Source organism: Kitasatospora sp. NPDC059722 (assembly GCF_042733235.1).
Taxonomy (GTDB): Bacteria; Actinomycetota; Actinomycetes; order Streptomycetales; family Streptomycetaceae; genus Kitasatospora.
The window spans coordinates 180,683-199,037 of record NZ_JBHWGD010000005.1 but is presented as its reverse complement, the minus strand read 5'-3'; the positions used below and the strand labels follow the sequence as shown (position 1 = coordinate 199,037).

Annotated in this window: 11 protein-coding genes; 5 read left to right on the top strand and 6 right to left on the bottom strand. The window is 75.5% G+C overall.

Annotation, left to right across the window (positions count from 1 at the left end; all coding sequences use genetic code 11):
• Positions 1 to 169 precede the first annotated feature (169 nt).
• The 3 genes from ACFV4F_RS05205 to ACFV4F_RS05195 form a co-directional block, all read right to left on the bottom strand.
• Positions 170 to 2,383: a hypothetical protein gene (locus ACFV4F_RS05205; protein WP_380500495.1), complete on the bottom strand. Its 2,214-nt coding sequence runs from the start codon at positions 2,381 to 2,383 to the stop codon at positions 170 to 172.
• 204 nt (positions 2,384 to 2,587) lie between these two features.
• Entirely contained in the window at positions 2,588 to 4,159 is a 1,572-nt protein-coding gene (locus ACFV4F_RS05200; protein ID WP_380500504.1) for a lipase maturation factor family protein, read from the bottom strand.
• Between the two features lie 255 nt (positions 4,160 to 4,414).
• The gene (locus ACFV4F_RS05195) at positions 4,415 to 5,479 is read right to left on the bottom strand and encodes a GAF domain-containing protein (RefSeq protein ID WP_380500494.1); all 1,065 of its coding nucleotides are present in this window, start codon (positions 5,477 to 5,479) and stop codon (positions 4,415 to 4,417) included.
• Positions 5,480 to 5,902: 423 nt separating this feature from the next.
• Between ACFV4F_RS05195 and ACFV4F_RS05190 the strand changes: the two genes are divergently transcribed.
• The 5 genes from ACFV4F_RS05190 to ACFV4F_RS05170 all read left to right on the top strand — a co-directional run bounded on the left by ACFV4F_RS05190 (position 5,903) and on the right by ACFV4F_RS05170 (position 11,536).
• A complete protein-coding gene (locus ACFV4F_RS05190) occupies positions 5,903 to 7,180 on the top strand; it encodes an acyl-CoA dehydrogenase family protein (protein WP_380436183.1) in 1,278 nt (425 codons plus the stop codon).
• A gap of 576 nt (positions 7,181 to 7,756) precedes the next feature.
• The gene (locus ACFV4F_RS05185) at positions 7,757 to 10,102 is read left to right on the top strand and encodes a sensor histidine kinase (RefSeq protein ID WP_380500493.1); all 2,346 of its coding nucleotides are present in this window, start codon (positions 7,757 to 7,759) and stop codon (positions 10,100 to 10,102) included.
• Positions 10,102 to 10,533, top strand: a complete 432-nt coding sequence (locus ACFV4F_RS05180; protein ID WP_359957272.1) for a roadblock/LC7 domain-containing protein — start codon at positions 10,102 to 10,104, stop codon at positions 10,531 to 10,533. Before ACFV4F_RS05185 ends, ACFV4F_RS05180 begins: the two co-directional genes overlap by 1 nt.
• The gene (locus ACFV4F_RS05175; protein ID WP_380436179.1) at positions 10,530 to 10,910 is read left to right on the top strand and encodes a DUF742 domain-containing protein; all 381 of its coding nucleotides are present in this window, start codon (positions 10,530 to 10,532) and stop codon (positions 10,908 to 10,910) included. Before ACFV4F_RS05180 ends, ACFV4F_RS05175 begins: the two co-directional genes overlap by 4 nt.
• 53 nt (positions 10,911 to 10,963) lie before the next feature.
• Positions 10,964 to 11,536, top strand: coding sequence for an ATP/GTP-binding protein (locus tag ACFV4F_RS05170; protein WP_380436177.1), 573 nt, complete (start codon positions 10,964 to 10,966; stop codon positions 11,534 to 11,536).
• Between the two features lie 69 nt (positions 11,537 to 11,605).
• Here the strand turns inward: ACFV4F_RS05170 and ACFV4F_RS05165 are convergent, their stop codons facing one another.
• From ACFV4F_RS05165 to ACFV4F_RS05155, 3 genes are all read right to left on the bottom strand, one after another.
• Entirely contained in the window at positions 11,606 to 12,061 is a 456-nt protein-coding gene (locus tag ACFV4F_RS05165; protein ID WP_380436175.1) for a MarR family winged helix-turn-helix transcriptional regulator, read from the bottom strand.
• A gap of 187 nt (positions 12,062 to 12,248) precedes the next feature.
• Positions 12,249 to 14,282, bottom strand: coding sequence for a hypothetical protein (locus tag ACFV4F_RS05160; RefSeq protein WP_380500492.1), 2,034 nt, complete (start codon positions 14,280 to 14,282; stop codon positions 12,249 to 12,251).
• On the bottom strand, positions 14,279 to 18,352 hold the full coding sequence (locus tag ACFV4F_RS05155) for a DUF5682 family protein (protein WP_380500491.1): 4,074 nt from the start codon (positions 18,350 to 18,352) through the stop codon (positions 14,279 to 14,281). Before ACFV4F_RS05155 ends, ACFV4F_RS05160 begins: the two co-directional genes overlap by 4 nt.
• Positions 18,353 to 18,355: the final 3 nt, after the last annotated feature.

The following is an 18,355-nucleotide window of genomic DNA, read 5'->3' as shown; positions in this document are numbered from 1 at the left end:
CCCGGGCCGTCCGCTCCCGCCCGGCCCGCGAACCCACGCAGACGCCAGGAGGCGCCATGACGGACCCGCCGGACCCTCGGGACCCTCCCGCGGCCGTCGGCCGGGGCCCCGCGCCCCAGCCCGGCCCGCCGGCGGGCCCCCGCCCCCCCGGGGCACTGCGATGGGTCCGTCAGCCGCGCGCGGCGGTGACGGCGGCGCCCAGCGCCTCCTTGATGCGCGGACCGAGGCGGCCGAAGCCCAGCTCCTTCATCGCGGCGCGCAGCAGCTCCTCCTCGCTGCGCTCGACCCCGTCGCCGTCCACCCAGCGGACGACCGCCAGCAGTTCCTCCGCCGAGTAGGCGGTCACGGGCCGCCCGGGCGTGAAGTCCGGCTTCGCCGGGCGACCGGCGGACGCGGCCGGCTCGACGGGCTGCTCCTCCGCCTCGACCGCCACTGCCTCGGCGGCGGACTCCTCCTCCACCGGGACCGGAGCCTCGACGGCGGGCTCGACGGCGGCCTCCGGCTCGTCCGTCACCTCGGCCTCGACGGCCACCGGCGCCTCAACGGCCTCCGGGGCCTCGGCGATCGGCTCGGGGGAAGCCTCGGGGGTCGGCTCGGCAGCGGCCTCGACCTCGGCGACCGGCTCGGCGACCGGCTCGGCGACCGGCTCGGCGACCGGCTCGGCCTCGACGGCGGCCTCGGGCTCGACAGCCTCGGGCTCGGCCTCGACGGTCGTCTCCGGCTCCACCACCTCTGCCTCGACGCCGGGCTCCTCCTCCACCACGGCGGGAGCCTCGACGACGGCCTCGGGCTCGGCGACCGCAACCTCAACGGCGGGCTCGGCCACGGCCTCGGCCTCGTCGGCCGTCTCCTCGACGACCTCCACCGACTCGGCGGTCACCTCGGCCACGACGGCCTCCGGCTCCACAACCTCGACCGGCGCCACGACGGCCGCCTCGGCGGTCTCCTCGGCCACGGCCTCCAGCTCGACAGCCTCGGCCTCGGCCTCAACGGCCGTCTCCTCGACGACCTCCACCGACTCGGCGGCCACCTCGGCCACGACGACCTCCGGCTCCACAGCCTCAACCTCAACCGGCGCCTCGACGGCCGCCTCGGTGGTCACCTCAGCCACCGCCTCCAGCTCGACAGCCTCGGCCTCGTCTGCGGCCACCTCGGCCTCGGCAGCCTCAACGGCCGTCTCCTCGACGGCCTTCGGCTCCTCGGCCTCGACCGGCGCGTCCTCGGTCTCGACGAGCGCGGCGGCGGCCACGAGGTCGTCGGCCGCCGGGGACGGCGCCGGGAGGGAGACGACGGACGGCTCGTCCCCGATCTCCGCCTCGACCTCCGCCTCGACCACCGGCTCGACCACCGGCTCCGCCGAAGTCTCGGCCTCGGTCACGGCCTCGGCCGCCTCGTCGGCCTCCTCCGCGACGACAGCCGCGGCAGGAGCCTCCGCCAGCCCGTCGCGCTGGCCGCCGGCCAGGGCCTGGCGGGCCGCGTAGGCGGCGTCGGCGGCGCGGCGGTCGGCCCTGGCGGCGGCGAGCTCGGCGAGCAGGTCGCCGAGTCCGGCCTCTTCCAGGGTGGTGCGCAGGCTGTGGATGGTGGGCAGGCGGTAGAGGGTGCCCTCGTCGGCGGCGAGGCGCTCGACGAGGTCGACGAGCTCGGCGAAGGGCAGGCCGTCGAGGTCATGGTCGGGCAGGACGCGGGCGAGTTCGCGCAGGCCGGCGTTGATCGCGTCGAAGGTCTGGGCGGTGCGCTCGACGAGGGTGCCGTCGCCGGGGGCGGTGGGCAGGGTGCCGGAGGGGGCGAGGGCGGCCCAGGCGCGGCGCTCGACCTCGGCGGAGGCGAGGGCCTCGTGGAGGTCCTCGCGGCGGGTGCGGCGCTCGGTGGCGAGGGCGGCGGCCTGCTTGCGCAGGGCGCGGGCGCGCAGCCAGGAGAGCTTGACGCCGCGCTCGCGACGCCAGGCGCCGTCGGCGGTGGCGGCGGTGAGGGCGTCGAGGTCGGCGTCGTAGGCGGCGGCCGTCAGGGTGCCGGAGGTGCGGTGGACGCGCTGGAGGAGTTCGACGAGGAGCACGGTCTTGGCGACGGTGTCGGGTTCGTCGAGCTTGGCGTCGGTGGCGAGCGCGGTGACGGCCTCCCAGGTCCGGGTGAGATCGTGGCCGCGCAGTTCGGCGAGGGCGCTGCTGGCGGCGCGGGCGTCCTCGGGGGTGGCGACGGTGTCGAGGGCCGCGTACCAGGCGTGGGTGTCGGTGGTGAGGGTGAAGGCGCCGAGTTCGGCGTAGCGGCCGAGGTCCTCGCGGAGGTCGGGCTCCGCGGCGGCGTCCTGGGGGTCCTTGACGTCTGCGGCGTCGGCGACGTCCGCCGGGTCGGCTGCGTCGGCGTTGCGCGAGTGAAGCACTGTCATGTGAGGTCCGGTTCTGGGCGACGGCGGCGGGGCTGGCGGCGAGGGGGCGACGGACCGTTCGCGCGGGGTGCCCCGGGGCCGGGGCGGGGGGCGCGCGGTCGAACCGCCGGTTGTGGACGCCCAGAATACGGGTGCCCGTTCGAGCCTTGCACGCACCCACCGTCCGACGGGCCGGTGTCGCGTGCCATGACGCCCGGCTGGGCGCTACTCGGGAGGTCCGGGCGGGTGACCGCCGGCGGGGCCGGGCGGGTGGTGGTGTCGGCCGTCCGGGCGACGGAGGCGGTCGAGGGGGACGGTGCGGGTGCGCCGACCGGGCGGTGGCCGGTGGCCCGGGGGCGGGCGGTGGCCGGCTCGGCCGAGGGCGGCGAGGTCGACGGGGGCGAGGTATTCGGACAGGGGGGTGCGGTGCCACCACGCTCCGGTCCGCCGCAGTTCGCGCCATCCGGTGAACCGGTAGAGGTGGAGGGTCGCCCGGACGTGGGTCGGCGGGGCGTCGGGGAAGGGGTTGTGGCGCAGCAGGCGCAGGGTGGCGGGGTCGCCGGTGAGGAGGCGGGCGGCGAAGGGCAGGAACCAGGGGCGGGCGTAGCCGGGTGAGATGCCGGCGAACCACATGAGCCAGTCGAGCCGTAGATGGTAGGGGGCGTACTGGCGGGGCAGGCGGCGGACGTCGCCGGGTTTGCCCTTGAAGCCGTATTCGCGCCAGACGGTGTCGGGGGTGAGGACGGGTTCGTCGGTGCCTTCGACGACGACCTCCTGGCGGACGCGGTTGATGCTGCCGAAGGCGCCGTAGGTGTTGACGAGGTGGAGCCGGTTGAAGGAGCGGTTCATGACCTGGCCGCGGGAGAGCAGGTTGCGCACGGGCCAGTAGCTGAGGACGGCGACGGTCGCGGTGAGGGCGAGGACGAGGGCCTCGTACCAGGCGGGGGTGGCCGGGTAGGTGCGGGTGTGGACGGGCAGGCCGATGCGGGCGGGGTCGACGGCGGCGAGGGCGAGCGCGATGGTGAGCCAGTTGAGCCAGGCGAAGTTGCCGGAGGCGATCAGCCACAGCTGGGTGGCGGAGATCAGGCAGGCGGCGTAGGTGGCGACCGGCTGCGGGAGGAAGAGTCCGAGCGGGACGACGAGTTGGACGACGTGGTTGGCGGCGGCCTCGACGCGGTGGAGGGGGTCGGGCAGGTGGTGGAAGAACCAGCTGAGCGGTCCTGGCATGGGCTGGGTCTCGTGGTGGTAGCGCAGGCAGGTGAGGTCGCGCCAGCAGCTGTCGCCGCGGATCTTGATCAGTCCGGCGCCGAACTCGACGCGGAAGACCAGCCAGCGCATCAGCCACAGGACGGGGGCGGGCGGGGCGGTGTCGGCGGTGCCGAGGAAGGCGGCGAGGAAACCGGCTTCGAGGAGGAGCGACTCCCAGCCGAAGGAGTACCAGGTCTGGCCGACGTTGACGATGGAGAGGTAGAGGACCCAGAGCAGGGCCCACGGCAGCGGGGAGGCCCAGAGCGGGAGGGCGTCGCCGAGTCCGGCGGCGAGGGCCGCGGCCGCGGCGGCTCCGGTCCACGCGACGGCGGCGAAGTAGCGGTCGCTGTAGTGGAGGTGGAACAGGCTGGGTGCCCGGCGGAAGGGGACGCGGGCGGTGAAGCGCGGCACCGGGAGCATGCCGTGGGCGCCGATCAGGGCGCGGAACTGGGCCGCGGCATTGAGGAAGCCGATCAGGTAGAGGCCGGCGAGCATCCGCTGGACGAGCAGCCGGCTCGGCCAGTAGTCGGGGACGGCGAACCAGTCCATGCGGCCCATGCCTACCACCGCGGGCGGCCGGTCGGGCCCGAACGGGCGGGCGGGGGCGGGCGGTTCACCCGCTCGGTGGCGGCGGATGGCGGAGTTCGAACGGCAGGCGGCAGGCGGCAGGCGGTGGCGTACGGACGATTGGGGTCCGGGCCCGGACGGCAGTGGGGCGGGGAGCCTCTCCTCGGGGGTGAGAGGCGCCCCGCCCCACTGGACGGTCCGGTGATCTCGACGGTGCCGCGGACGGCCGCTCGGCGTTCAGCCCGGCAGGACCATTCCGCTCTCCCCGGCGATGCCCGGGCGGCCGGCGGATCCGTTCTGCTGGAGCCGGTCGACCAGGAGGGCGGCCAGCGTGCCGAGCTCCTCCTCGGTGCGGGACTGCGCGGTGACGTCCATGCCGACGGTGAGGACACCGTTGACCTGGCCGGTGCGGGCGGTGCGCATCGGGGTGCAGGTGAAGCTGAAGATCTGCTGCCCGCGCTGGTCGGGGCGCCCTGACTGGATCCGGACGTCGCCGAGGACGGTGGCCCGCCCGGTGTGGTAAGCCTCGGCGACGGCCTGCTGGAGGCCGGCCGCACCGAGCTGCGGGTAGGCGGCGCCGACCGCGCCGTACGCCACCGGGGCTCCGAAGGTCTCGGCGTGCTGGGCGTTGGCGTAGCGGATCTCCTGGCCGGGGCCGTCGGTGAGCATGATCGGGAAGGGCGAGCCGTCGAAGGCGGCGAACATCTCCTGCTGCTGGGCGAGCAGGGTGTCGCGCAGCCGGATCTCGGAGAGGAGGGCCTCGGCGAGGTGCTGGATGTCGCGCAGGCGCTCGCGCCCCCACTGGCGGGGTTCGCGGTCGAGGACGCAGACGGTGCCGATGACGGTGTTGGTGTCGTCGACGAGCGGGGCGCCCAGGTAGGCGCGCACGCCGAGTTCGTCGACGACCGGGTTCCCGGCGAACCGGGGGTAGGCGAGGATGTCGTCGAGGGCGAGCGGGGAGCGCTGGGCGACGACGTGGGGGCAGAAGCCGTGGCTCAGCGGCATCTCGCGCGTGGGGAGGTCGAACGCGATGCCCCGGTCGGCCCAGGAGGCGCCGTCGTCGGAGGCCGTGTCGGAGGAGTTTGGCGGAATGTAGAGCCCCCGGAACATCTGGCGCTCGTCGTTGATGAAGTTGACCATCGCGATGGGGGCCCGGGTGATGCTGGCCGCCAGGTGGGCGAAGCGGTCGAAGGCTTCGTCCGCGGAGGGTTCGTTGAGACCGAGGGTGCGCAGTCTGCGGGTGCGCTCGGACTCGCCGGCGGCACCCGGGAACTGGCCTTGAGTGCTCATCACATCAGTCATGGCGCACATGTAATCAGACATCCGGGGGGTTCGGCGCCCCCGGGCCGGGTGGTTCTGGTTGCTGATGGACAGTCAAAGCCGCATGTGAACGGCCGCTCGGCAGGTTGCCGCGGGGACGAAGATCACTTCCCATCCGGTCACATGGCGAAACCAAGCGAAATTCGGACGATCTTTTTCGCGCCAATCCAAGATCGGCTCTGGGTGACTTCCTTATGCCCATATGACAATGAGCCCTGCCGAAGACACGGACGGTAGCCCCAACCCCCGGGGATCCCGGCCGGAGTTCCGCACGCACCGGTTGCAAAGGGGCGAACGAGGGCAACCGGCCGCCACCCACGACCCCACACCCCACCGCAGCGGCGGCCGGCGCGGCATCGACGGCACGGACGGAGGCACGACACCCCGAAACGAGAGGACCCCGGCATGACCATGGACTACTTCACCGACGAGCGCCACGAGAGCCTCCGGGCGGAGGTGCGCGAGTTCGCGGAGAAGGAGATACGTCCGCACGTGGCCAGAATGGAGGCCGACCGGCAGGTGGAGTTCGAGCTGTCGCGCGAGATCGCCCGCCGGGGCTGGATCGGTGTGACGATCCCGCAGGTCTTCGGCGGGCTGGGGCTCGGGCACCTCGCCAAGACCGTCATCGTCGAGGAACTGGCCCGGGTGAGCGGTGCGATGGGCGCCGTGGCCCAGGCCTCGCAGCTCGGCGTGGCCAAGGTCCTCCACTACGGCTCGGACGCCCAGCGGCGCAAGTGGCTCCCGAAGTTCGCCTCCGGGGAGGCCCTGCCCACCATCGCCGTCACCGAGCCGGAGTCCGGCGGCCACGTGCTCGGCATGGCGGGCACCGCGCGCCGGGAGGGAGACGAGTACGTCCTCAACGGGCGCAAGTGGTTCGTGGGCAACTCCCACATCGGCGACGTCCACGGCGTCGTCCTGCGCACCGACCAGGGCAGCCGGGGGCTGTCCGCGTTCCTCGTCGAGAGCGACCGCCCGGGCTTCCGCACCGGCACCCGCGGCTCCCAGAGCGGGCTGCACGGCTTCAGCTTCGGCGAGATCGTCTTCGAGGACTGCCGCGTCCCGGTGGGCAACCGGCTCGGCCGCGAGGGCCAGGGCCTGGACGTCGCCTACTCGTCGTCCACGCTCTACGGACGGCTCAACCTGGCCGCCGTCGCCCTCGGTATCCACGTCGCGATCGTCGAGGACACCGCGCGCTTCGCGGAGGAGCGGGTGCTGTACGGCAAGCCGCTCAACCAGCTGCCCAACATCGCGCTGAAGCTCGGCGAGATGCAGTCCCGGCTGATGACCGCCAAGCTCGCCGCCTACCACGCCTCGCACCTGCTCGACCACGGCAAGGCCTGCGACGCCGAGCTGATGAACGCCAAGCTCATCAACACCGAGTACGCGCTCGACTCGGCGCGCAACGCCATGGAGATCCACGCGGCCCGCGGCCTGCACACCGACTTCAACATCGAGCGCTACCAACGGGACGCCACCCACGTCTACCCGCCGGCCGGCACCTCGGACATCCAGCGGCTGCGGCTCGGGCAGATCGCCTCGGGCACGTACGGCAAGCAGTGGTCGGCCGAACTGTCCGGGCCGGCCAGCTGGGCGTGGACCGAACTGGCCCAGCGGGAGGCGCAGCTGGAGGAGGAGGCCGAGCGCCGCGGCGGAGAGGTGATCACGATGCCGCTGGCGGGATAGCGGCCGGGCCCGGCACCGCCGTCGACCCCGATCGGACCGACCACCCCTGTTCGCCGGTCCGCCCACTCGTCGACCGTCCGCCGACGCCCCTGCCGATGTGCCTGCCGATGCCCCTGCCGATGAACCTGCCGACGTCTCAGTCGACGTCCCCGTCGGTGTCTCCGTCGATGCCTCTGTGGCCGACCCTTCAGCATACCGACGTTTGACCTGTTCCTGACGGCTCCGCGGAAGGATCCCCCGACCTCCCGCGGAGCCGTCCCCCTCACCGGGAAAACGGTTCGACCTGCGACGATCCGTCACCGCACCATCCGACGGAGGGTGTTCGCTTCTGCCATCAGCCGGTCACATATCGTCAGTTGATGTTGCGATGAGGGCACCTGGGGCTGGTAGCGTTCCTGCCGTCGGCGGCCGTGCTGCACCCCGCCCGGACACTGACACCGAGTCACCCCCGTGACACCGCGTCATGATCGTGACACTGCGTCACCCCCGTCCGGCAACCCCGGCCGTGGCGCCCCGAAGCCCCGGCCGGACCGCGCGCGGGCACAACCGCCGTTCGGCCCAGCAACAAGGAATCAGATGCCAGGCATATCGGCCCCCCGCACGGGCCACCGCGCCGGCCGGTCCGGCTCCCTCCGCAGCTCGCTCCTCCTCCTCGTGCTGGTCCCCAGCGTGGGCCTCGCCGCCGCCTGGGGCTACGCCGCCTACCTGCTGCGCGACGCCGGGCAGAACACCGCGCTCGCCGCCGGCAGCGCCGCCGTCGCACTGGTCCTGCTGGTCAGCCTGGTCCGCGGCATCCGCGCGGCCCGCTCGCTGCCGGCCCGCCTCGCCGGACTCCGCGCCGACACCCTCGCCCTCGCCCAGCAGGAACTGCCCGCCGTCGTCGGACGGCTGCGCTCCGGCGAGCCCGTGCCCGTGCCGCCGACCTGGTCCCCGTCCCGGCGCACCGGCGACGAGGCGCAGCAGATCGCCGACGGCCTCGCCGCCGTCCGCCAGGCCGCCGTCGCCGCGATCGTCCACCAGGCGCAGGGCCGCGAGGGCACGAAGAAGGTCTTCCTCAACATCGCCCGCCGCACCCAGATCCTGATCCACCGGCAGATCAGCATGCTCGACGCGCTGGAACGCGAGCACGAGGAACCCGAGCTGCTGCGCGAGCTGTTCGCCGTCGACCACCTCGCCACCCGCATGCGGCGCAACGCCGAGAACCTGGTGATCCTCGGCGGCGCGCTGCCCGCCCGCCGCTGGCGCAACGCCGTTCCGGTCGTCAACGTGCTGCGCAGCGCCGTGTCGGAGACCGAGAACTACTCGCGCGTCGTCGTGCAGGGCGTGCCGCGCGCCTCCCTCAGCGGGCAGGCCGTCGCCGACGTCATCCACCTCGTCGCCGAACTGATCGAGAACGGCACCACCTTCTCGCCGCCTTACACCCAGGTGCAGGTCTCCGCGCAGGAGGTCCCGAAGGGGCTCGCGGTCGAGGTCGAGGACCGCGGCCTCGGCATGGGCGAGGAGGAGTACGAGCGGCTCAACGACTACCTCGCCAACCCGCCCGAGCTGGACGTCTCCGCGCTCGGCGACGACCTGCGGCTCGGCCTGTTCGTCGTCGCGCGCCTGGCCGCCCGGCACGAGATCCAGGTGACCCTGCGCCCCTCGCCGTACGGCGGCACCCGGGCCGTGGTGCTGGTGCCGGCCGTGCTGCTGGAGAAGGCCGAGCAGCCGGCCGCGGTGCCCGGGCTGCCCTCCGGCGCGCGCGTCACCCGCACGCCCGTGCCGGGGCCGCGTCCGGCGGCGGCGGACGATCTCGGCGTGCTGGACGGGGAGTTGGTGGACGACCTCGGCGTGCTGGAGGACGTGGCTCCGGGGCCCTCGATGCCCGCGGTTCCGGCCGTACCGGTGGTTCCCTCGATGCCGTCCATGCCGTCCATGCCGTCCATGCCGTCCATGCCGACTGTGCCCCCGGCGTCCTCGATACCTCCGGGCGCTTCGGCGCCGCCGGTCGGCTCCGCGCCGTCGGCTGTTCCGGCGCCTCCCGCGCTTCCGGTGCGTCCGGTCGGCGGTGGCTCTGGGTCCGGGGCCGGCTCCGGCTCCAGCTCCGTCATCAGCGAGCTCCTCGCCCAGTACCCCGTGGACGACGACCGGGACGACGCGCAGGCCGCTCCGCCCGCCAACGGCGGCCTGACCGTGGGTGCCTCGATCCCCGGCCTGCCCGGCGCCGTCGTCGTCCCCCGGCCCGTGTACCCGCGCCCGTACGACGACATGGCCGAGAGCCACGCCGACGGCCTCGGTGGCGACGGCACCGGTGGCGCGAGCGGGACGGGTGGGGCGAGCGGGACAGGTGGGGCGAGCGGGACAGGTGGGGCGAGCGACGCGGTCGAGTCCGACCTCGGCACCGTGTCCGCCGACCGGATCGCGCCCACCCACGAGCGCGCGGCCGACGCCCCGTTCGCCCACGACCCGGACGGCGAACTGCGCACCCCGCGCGTCCTGCCGCAGCGGGTCCGCAACGCCAGCCTCGCCGAGCAGTTGCGGGAGGCCAACGCGCCCGGCGGCGTGGCGGGCCCGACCGGCCCCGTCGCCCCCGCCCCGGCTCCCCGGTACGGCGGGAGCGACGACAGGAGCGTCTACAGCGACTTCGGGGACGCCGGGCGGGGCGACGGCTCCCGGGGCGATGGTCCCCAGGGCGGCGGCGCTCGCGGTTACGCCGACGAACCGTCCCCCCAGCGCTCCCGCGCCACCATGGCCGCCATCCAGCGCGGCACCCGGACCGCCCGCGCGTCCGACCCCGTGCCGGGCGCGCCGACCGCACCCGGCACGCCCACCACACCTGCCACACCTGCCATGTCTGCCACGCCCATCGCGCCGACCGCACCCACCACACCCCCCGCACCGGCCGCGCCTCCCGCCGCTAAGGAAGCCAAGGAACAGCAGTGATGACGCAGCACACCGACACCCAGCGCGACCTCAACTGGCTGCTGGACCAGCTGGTGGCGCGGGTACCCGAGACCCGGCACGCCATCGTCCTCTCCGAGGACGGCCTGCTGGTCGGCCTGTCCCAGGGCCTGGACCGGGCCGACGCCGAGCACCTGTCCGCCGTCGCCTCCGGACTGCAGAGCCTGGCCCGCGGCGCCGGCCACCGGTTCAACGGCGGACGCGTCCGGCAGACCGTGATCGAGATGGACCAGCTGTTCCTGTTCGTCACCACCGCCGGCCAGGGCGCCCGTCTGGCCGTGCTCACCAGCGAGCAGGTCGACGCCGGACTGATGGCCTACGAGATCAACATGCTGGTCAAGCAGGTCGGCCAGTACCTCACCGCCGCGCCGCGCAGCGACGCCGGCCAGGTCGGCGTGGGTGGCGGTGCGTGACCGCCGACGCCGACGAGGCCTGGTTCTTCGACAAGGACGCAGGCCACCTGGTCCGTCCTTACGCGATCACCAACGGGCGCACCGGCCCGGTCCGTGACGGCTTCGCGCTGATCACCCTCGTGGTCACCGCCGACCCCCGCACCGACACCAGCCGGCTCACCCCCGAACCGGCCGCGATCATCGACCTGTGCCGCGAACGGCCGCTGGCGGTGGCCGAGATCGCGGCCACGCTCGACCTGCCGGTGAGCGTGGTCAAGGTACTCCTCGACGACCTGGCCGAGGCCCGGCTGATCCTCACCCGCGCCCCGGTCCAGCTCGCCGAGGCGCCGGACATCTCCCTGATCCAGGCCGTGATCGAGGGGGTCCGCCGGCTCTGAACCGGCGGCGGCCCCCTCCCCAGCAACTCCCACTCCCCTACCAGGAGACCGAATTGACGACCCAGAGCCTCGTGCCGGGCGCGGTCAAGATCCTCGTCGCCGGCGGCTTCGGCGTCGGCAAGACCACCATGGTCGGCTCGGTCAGCGAGATCGAACCCCTGCAGACCGAGGAGCGGATGACCCGCGCCAGCATCGGGGTCGACAGCCTCGAAGGCGTCCAGGGCAAGTCCACCACCACGGTGGCCATGGACTTCGGCCGCATCACCGTCCGCGACGACCTGGTGCTCTACCTCTTCGGTACGCCCGGGCAGTTCCGCTTCTGGTTCATGTGGGACGACCTCGCCCTCGGCGCCCTCGGCGCGATCGTCCTCGCCGACACCCGCCGGCTCGAAACCAGCTTCGCCGCCGTCGACTTCTTCGAGCAACGGGGCATCCCCTTCGCGATCGGCGTCAACTGCTTCCACGGCCGCCGCGACGCCACCCCGGAGGACGTCCGCCACGCCCTCGACCTCGGGCCCGAGGTGCCGGTCGTCCTCTGCGACGTACGGGAACGGGCCTCCAGCAAGGAGCTCCTGCTCGCCCTGCTCGACCGCGTCCACCGCAACGCCCTCGCCGGGCGGCGCTGAGGCGCGGGGGTACTGACGGGTGGGGGTAATGACGGGTGGGGGTACTGACGGGCGGGGTGGGGTGCGGTTTCAGGCGGAGGCGGGCGTCTCCAGGGCCGCGAGCGCACGGACCAGCGGTGCCAGCTCCGGTACCTCCGCCGCCCGGGCCAGCGTCGCCTCCAGGGCGGCGTCGTGCACCGGGCGGGCGGCGGCGAGCAGTTCCCGGCCCTCCGGCGTCAGCTCGGTGTAGATCCCGCGGCGGTCGTCCGGACAGAGGTAGCGGCTGAGCAGGCCGCGGCCCTCCAGCCGCGCCACCAGCCGGGTGGTCGCGCTGCTGCTCAGCGCCGCCGCCCGGGCCAGCTGCTGCATCCGCATGTGCCAGCCGTCCTGGCGCGACAGCGCGTCCAGCACCGTGTACTCGACCACCGAGAGCCGGTGCTCCGCCTGGAGCGCCTTCTCCAGCGCCGTGTCGATCAGCCCGTGCAGCGCGGCGAGCGTGCGCCAGCCGCCGGCCCGGATCTCGGCGGCGTCGTCACGGATCCCCATGGCTCGACTCCCTCTCGCGCGGTTCGGTCGCTCGTCCGCTCAGTATGACAGCCGACGCCGGTTACCTGTTTCTGCAATTACCTGGCCTTATGTGTCGGGCACAGGGCGCCCGGTGTGGGCGGCTCGGGGATTCAGGCTCAGGGAATCAGGCCCGGGGAATCAGGCTCAGCGAATCAGGCTCAGCGAATCATGCGTGGGCCTCCGGTGGGGTCCAGGCCGCCTGGCAGAGGGCCGTCGCCAGGGCCTCCGTGTAGTGCGCGGCGGCCAGCCAGGCGGTGGTGAACGTGCTGTGGTCGTCGGGGAGCACGCGGCCGAACACGTCACGGTGGTGGTCGGTCGCGGCGGTGCGCAGCGCGTCGAGGAGGTCGGCGGCGGTCGTCAGGCCCGCCTCGCGCAGCCGGGCGCCATCGGCTGCGGTCGTGCTCGTCCCCGGGGTCAGGGCGCTCCGGCCGGAGGTGACGGTCTGCTCGATCCGACGGCCGAGCAGGTGCGCGGGCGGGTCCAGCGAGTGGGCGGACGGGTCGAAGGGAGGGGCGGGGACGCCCGGGGTCGCGGGGACGCCCGGGGTCGCGGGGACGTCGGCGGCCTGGAGGCGTTCCAGGCCTAGGTTGACGCGGCCGGCCCGGTCGGCGGGGAGGGCGAGCGTCGGGGTGCTGGTCGGGGTGTCGGTCGGGCCGGCGTCCGGGGTGTCGGTGGACGCCTCGGCCACAGCGGTGCCGATCGCGAGCAGCCGCAGTTCGGGACGGGCCGCGCGCTCCAGGCGGCCGATCACCCGCAGCCGCAGGCCGGGGGCGGCGGCGAGCAGGGCCAGGTTCGCGCGGTGGGCGAGCCCCGGGTGGTCGTGGGCGGCGCGCAGCGCGACCACCGGGCCGTCCTCGCCGCAGCGTGCCAGGAGGCGTGGTGCTCCCCCGGGCGTCTTCGCCGGGGCGTGCTCGGTGGGAGCGTCGCTCGTCGGGCCCAGCAGGGTGACGTCCAGGAACAGGAGGTCGCTCCCGGCCGGGCGCGTCTCGTACGGGACGGCCTGCGCCGCGAGCGCGCGCTCCACCTGGGCGGCCACCGGTTCGGCCCAGAGGCCGGCGGCGGGCTCCGCCGTCCACGCGGCGCCCGCGGCCCGGACGGCGCGCACGGCGGCGCCGGCCCCGAGCCGTCCGCTCGCCGATCTGGTGGCGCCCTGGACGGCCAGCCCGGCGCGTGTGAACTCGCGGTGGCTCAGCGAGGTGTCGCCCAGCCGGACCGCCCGGTTGCCCGCCCCGACGGCCTGTGCGGCCGCCGCGTCGGGGTCGGCGTACGGCAGCACCTCGGAGACGGTGCTGAGCCGGCCGCCCGCGTCCACCGCCCAGCTGAGCACGCCCGCGTGCGTGGCCGTCAGCACCGGCTCGGCGAACAGCCCGTGCAGCCGCAGCCCGCCCGCGTCGCCGTACGCCTGGCGGGCGGTGCCGCGCAGCTCCGCGACCGGGCCGCGGACGGGACCAGTAGCGGAACCGGTGACGGAACCGGCGGCGGGGCCGGCGGCCGGGTCCGCGGTGAGGCGGCGGGTGAGGGTGAGCAGCTCGCGCAGATCGGCGACGAGGTCCGCGAGGCGGTGGTCCGGCGCGCCGGAGCGGGCCGCGCGGATCCGCGTCGCCACGGTGACCGCCACCGCGGCCGGGCGGTACAGCCCCGCCGCGCGGGCACCGTGGGCCGCCCGCAGCAGCTCCGCCTGGGCGACGGCTCCCGCCCCGCTCACGCCCGCCGCCAGGACGGCGGCCGCGGCGTGGTGGAGGTGGCGGGCGGCGGCCTGCTCGGCGGGGGTGAGGACGTCGTCGTCCGCCACCTGCTCGGTGGGAGCGGCGGGAGCGGCGGGTTTGGAGGGTGGGGCGGGTTCGGTGGGTGAGGCGGGTTCGGACGGCCCGGACGGCCCGGACGGCTCGGGATCGTCCGTGGCGTCGGCCAGCGGGCACAGCGTGACCGCCGCCGCCCGGTGCACGCACGCCGGGGCGAGCAGGCAGCCGCAGTGCACGCCGGACGGGTCGGCGAGCACCCCGCCCGGGGCGTGCAGGACGAGCACCGTCTCCTCGTCCACCTCCACCCGCCACTCGTCGCCGGAGCTCGTCACCGGACGCTCCGCCAGTTTCGCCGCCGCGCCGTCCAGCCGCTTCTGCAGCCGGGCGCTCAGCCCCGCCACCACCTCGGCGACCACCTCGGGCCGCACCCGCGGCCAACCGATCGACCCTGTCGTCATCGCACCTTCTCCCCCACCCAGCGGGCCAGTTCCAGCGGGCTCAGTGCCGCCACCGGCATGCCGGCCGCGACCAATTGGCCCGCGACCGCGGTCGAATACCGGGCCGTGCCCGTGTCGTCGAGCGCCGCGCAGCCGAGCACGTGCACGCCCGAGTCCACCAGCGCCCGGGTCTGCGCGAGCAGCGCGCCGACCGGGCCGCCCTCCTCGAAGTCGCTGATCACGGCGACCAGCGTGCGCGACGGCACCGTCACCAGCTCCCGCGCGTAGCGCAGGCCGGACGCGATGTCCGTGCCGCCGCCGATCCGCACCTCCAGCAGCAGGCCCAGCGGGTCCTCCACGCGCTCGGTCAGGTCGACGATCTCGGTGGAGAAGGCCACGAAGTGCGTGCTCAGCGACGGCACCCCGGCCAGGATCGAGGCGGTGAGCGCCGCCCAGACCGTCGACGCCTCCATCGAGCCGGAGACGTCCACCACGAGGATCAGCCGCCAGTCCGCCGACTTCCGCGCCCGCGTCCGGAACACCGGGCGCTCCGGCACGATCACGGTGCCGCCGTCCGGGGCGGGGCGGGCGGTGGCGAGGTTCGCGCGGATCGTGCGGTCGAGGTCCAGCCCGCCGCCCGGGCGACGGCTCGGGCGCGGCAGGCTGATGCCGGTCAGCGCCGGGCGCAGCCGGGTCGCCAGCTCGCGGGTGAGCTCCTCCACCAGGCGCCGCACCAGCGGGCGCAGCCCGGCCACCCGCGCCTCCGGCAGACCGCCCGCGTGCTCCAGGACGGTGCGCAGCAGCTCGACGGACGGGCGGGCGGCGCCCGGGTCGATCGCCTCCAGGGCGTCCGTACGGCCCTGGGCGACGGCCGCCGCCAGGACCTCCTCGCGGATCCCGGGCCCGAACAACGCCGACAGCTCCTCGGCCCACTCGCGGACCCCCGGGTAGGGGGCCTCGCGGCCGCCCCGCCGGCCCCGGCCGTCCAGGCCGGGGCCGGAGCCCTCGCCCCGGCCGGTGCCGTACAACTCGTCGAGGGCGGTGGCGAGTCGGGCGGCGCGGGCGCCCCGGCCGGAGCCGCCGGGGCGGCCGAGGAGCAGACGCCAGCGCTCGGCGGGGGCGAGGCCGTGGCCGGTCTCGGGGAGGGCGGGCAGGGGCTCCGGGGTGCGGGCGGGTGCGGTGGGCGGTGCCGGGAGCAGTCCGAGTTCGCCGAGCACGCCGCGGGCGGCGAGGTCGGCCCTGGCCCACGTCGCCAGGACAGCGGGCGGCACGGCGTCGGGCAGGTCGACGAGCCGCGTGCCGAGGCGCTCCTCGACCAGCGCCAGCAGCCGGTCGCGGGCGGCCGGGCTGAGCGTGTCGAAGCCTCCGCGCAGGGCGGGCAGGCGGTCGAGGAAGGCCTCGTCGGGCAGGGAGACGACTCGTTCCAGGACGGGTTCGAGTGCCTCGGGCGCGGCTGCGAACAGCCCCTCGGCGGCCGACAACAGCCCGACCAGTGACCGGGCGAGGGCATGGCGCGCCTCCGGCACGGTCGCGCCGTCGACCCACGACGCGGCCCGGCCACCGAGCTCGGCGGCCGGGTCCTGCCCGAGCAGGACGCGGACGGCCCCGGCGGCACCACGCACCAACGGGCTCCCGCCGTCGGCGAGTTCGCGCAGCACGTACCCGAGCCGGACCCCGCCGTCGAGATCCGCCCGCCGCGCCAGCTCCACCAGGGCCCGAGCGTCCGCAGGATCGTCGGACCCGCTCAGGCCCTCCAACTGCCGCACGGCAGCGGCGATCAGGAGGTCGCTGACGGCGGCCGGCGAGGCATGGAGGTGGGAGGGGGTGGCCGCCTCCGGGGCGGCGCCGTGCGGCAGGGGGACGGCACTTCCGGGGGACGGCGTGAAGGGGTGACGGTCCGACAGCGCAGAACCGCCCTGCGGCAGAAGGACATCGGTGTCGGCTGTGAGGTCGGTGGCGGGGTCGGTGGCGGGGGCGTCGGGAAGCGCCGCTCGGGGGTGGGCGCCGGTGGGATCGGTGGCGGGGTCGGTGGCGGGGGCGTCGGGAAGCGCCGCTCGGGGGTGGGCCTGGGTGGGGGCGGCCAGGGACGTGGTGTCCGGTGCAGGCCCGGAGCCGGCGTGGGCGCCACCCGGCACGGGCACGCCGCACACGACGCCCGGGGCCGACTCCCCCGCCGGCTCCGGCTCCGGCTCCGCGCCGGGCGCCGTGACGGTGGCCGGGGGCGCAGTGCCCTGCGCGGCGCCGTCTGCCGGCTCCCGTTCGGGCGCGGGTGCGGTCAGGGTCACGGGGAAGTGACCGGCGGACAGGCGGTCCAGGGTGGTGAGGGCGTCGAGGAGGTCGGGGAGGGTGCCGGCGGCGGGGAGGGTGGTGGCGAGTTGGGTGAGGCGGGTGCGGGTGAGGGCGGGGAGGTCGCAGGCCGCGGCGTCGGCGAGGCCCTGGATGACGTCGCGCGGGGTGGGGCCGTCGGCCTGCTGCTCGCGGCGGAGGCGGTCGCGCAGGGTGCCTTCGGCGGCCTGGGCGGGGGTGACGCCGCGGGTGCCGGCGACGGTGAGCATCGCGGCGGTGGCCGGGGTCCAGTGCAGGCGCCAGCGGGTGCCGAGGGTTTCGGTGCCGCCCGGGCCCGTCGAGTCGACCCGGTCGCCGTAGGGGACGCCGCAGGCGGAGAGGCGGTTCAGCAGGGTCTCGCGGCGGCGGTCGAGGGCGCTGCGCAGCGGGTCGAGGCGCAGTTCGCGCGGGCCCGGTTCGGCGGGGCCGGGCAGGCCGAGCGTCCCGGTGAGGGCTTCGACGGCGGGGCCGAGGCCGCTGCGGGGTGCTGCGGGGGTGGCGCGGCCGGTGCGGCTGCCGACGAGGACGCGTTCGAGGGCGCGGGCGACGGCCCGGCCGCGGCCGAGGGGTTCCCCCTGGGCGAGGACGGTCTGGACGGCTTCGACGAGTTCGCCGCGGCCGGGGGCGGCGAGGCCGCGAAGGCGGGCGAGGTCGCCGGTGAGGCGCACGATCTCGCGGGCGTCGGCGGGGCCGGAGGGGTGGTCCTGGGTGCGCAGGGCCTCGGTGATGCGGACGGCGGTGGTGGTGAGGGCGGCGGCGAGGCGGTCCGGGTCGCCGACCGCGTCGAGGACGGTGTGCTGCCACTCGGGGTCGCGGATGCCGGCCGGGTAGCCGGAGCGGGCGTCCAGGAGCGGGTAGGTGTAGGGGATGAGGGAAACGACGTGGGCGGGCGCCTCCGCGCCCGGCGGTTCGTCGTCGGCGTGCGGCCCGTGGGCGTGTGGCCCGTGGGCGTACGACTCGTCGGCGTGCGACTCATCGGCGTGCGTTTCGTCGGTGTGCGGCCCTTCGAGCAGCGCCGGTGCGTGGAAGGCGCCGATCACGGCGGCGACGCGCCGCCCGCCGGCCGAGGCGGCCGCGATCCGGGCGCGCATCCAGGCCTCGCGCCGGAGGTCGTACGGGTCGACGCCGGGACCGGTCTCGGCGTCGCGGCGCATGGCCCAGCCGACCAGCAGCGCGGCCCGGCGGACCGCCTCCGGGGCGGAGCCGGGGGCGGCGGTCTCGACGAGGCGGTCCCAGAGGTCCTCGTCGCCCTCGCGGCCGGTGAGCCGCCGGCGCAGGGCGTCGGTGACGGACGGGCCGGCGGCCGGCCCGCCCGCGGACCGCTGCCCGGCGCCCCGGTGGGCGAGCGGCAGGTCGCAGGCGATGGCCTCGACGCCGTTGCGCCGGGCCCAGCGCAGGGCTGCGAGCTCCGGGGAGAAGTCGGCGAACGGGTAGAAGGCGGGCCCGTCCGCGCTCTCGGCGGAAGGGTCGGCAGGGGCCGCCGCGAGGGCGACCGGGGCCTCCGTAGCCTCGTCCGCCAGGTGGCCGAGCCAGGGCTGGAACTCGGCGGGGAGTTCGACCAGCACCGCCTCGGGCCGGGCGGCGTCGAGCAGCGCGGGGACGACCGCGCTGAGGGACGGCGCGTGGTGGCGCACGCCGATCAGGTAGGGCCCGGACCGTTCGGTGCCGGCGGCGGCCAGGCGGGCCGCCGCCTCCTCGACGGCCTGCCGGGAGCCGTCGAACCCGGCGGCACCGGTCGGGATGTCGGGCATCACCGCGCTGCTCATGAC

What these genes read in the sequence shown, in the direction of transcription:
- ACFV4F_RS05205 (WP_380500495.1), bottom strand. Translation starts at nt 2,383, where the DNA reads ATGACAGTGCTTCACTCGCGCAACGCCGACGCAGCCGACCCGGCGGAC.
- ACFV4F_RS05200 (WP_380500504.1), bottom strand. Translation starts at nt 4,159, where the DNA reads ATGGACTGGTTCGCCGTCCCCGACTACTGGCCGAGCCGGCTGCTCGTC.
- ACFV4F_RS05165 (WP_380436175.1), bottom strand. Translation starts at nt 12,061, where the DNA reads ATGGGGATCCGTGACGACGCCGCCGAGATCCGGGCCGGCGGCTGGCGC.
- ACFV4F_RS05160 (WP_380500492.1), bottom strand. Translation starts at nt 14,282, where the DNA reads ATGACGACAGGGTCGATCGGTTGGCCGCGGGTGCGGCCCGAGGTGGTC.
- ACFV4F_RS05195 (WP_380500494.1), bottom strand. Translation starts at nt 5,479, where the DNA reads ATGACTGATGTGATGAGCACTCAAGGCCAGTTCCCGGGTGCCGCCGGC.
- ACFV4F_RS05185 (WP_380500493.1), top strand. Translation starts at nt 7,757, where the DNA reads ATGCCAGGCATATCGGCCCCCCGCACGGGCCACCGCGCCGGCCGGTCC.
- ACFV4F_RS05180 (WP_359957272.1), top strand. Translation starts at nt 10,102, where the DNA reads ATGACGCAGCACACCGACACCCAGCGCGACCTCAACTGGCTGCTGGAC.
- ACFV4F_RS05190 (WP_380436183.1), top strand. Translation starts at nt 5,903, where the DNA reads ATGACCATGGACTACTTCACCGACGAGCGCCACGAGAGCCTCCGGGCG.
- ACFV4F_RS05155 (WP_380500491.1), bottom strand. Translation starts at nt 18,352, where the DNA reads ATGAGCAGCGCGGTGATGCCCGACATCCCGACCGGTGCCGCCGGGTTC.